Source organism: Mesorhizobium sp. M4B.F.Ca.ET.203.01.1.1 (assembly GCF_004791025.1).
Classification (GTDB): Bacteria; Pseudomonadota; Alphaproteobacteria; order Rhizobiales; family Rhizobiaceae; genus Mesorhizobium; species Mesorhizobium abyssinicae.
Window position 1 is genome coordinate 1 of the sequence record NZ_SRUO01000091.1, and the last position, 389, is coordinate 389.

The window sequence follows — 389 nt, forward strand, 5'->3', positions numbered from 1 at the left end:
GCCTGTACAGCCGCCGCCCACCACCACCAGATCTGCCTCGACATCGCCGGCAAGTGCGGGATGGTCCGGCGCAGGAGCGGCCGTGGCCACATAGTAGGACTTGCCGATATCGAGACCGGAATTGAAACCTGTTGAACGCGAAGCCATGGTCACACCTTGAGCAGCAGATGGTCGCGTTCCCAGGACGTCACGACGCTCTGGAACAAGTCTAGCTCGACGCTCTTCACGCGCAGATAAGTCTGGAAGAAATCCTCGCCAAGCAGCGCCTTCACGGGCTCGCAAACGGCAAAGCGGTCGAGCGCCTCCTCCATGGTTTTCGGCAGCGTGCTCTTGCTCTTATAGGCATTGCCGGTGGATTCGGCCGAGCGCGCGAGTTTCTCCTCGATGCC

2 pseudogenes are annotated in these 389 nt (G+C 60.9%); both read right to left on the reverse strand.

Features of this window, described 5'->3' with window-relative positions:
- Positions 1-147, reverse strand: a pseudogene (locus EN846_RS36625) (FAD-dependent oxidoreductase); the annotation flags it as partial.
- 2 nt (positions 148-149) lie between these two features.
- Positions 150-389, reverse strand: a pseudogene (locus EN846_RS33770) (glutamine synthetase); the annotation flags it as partial.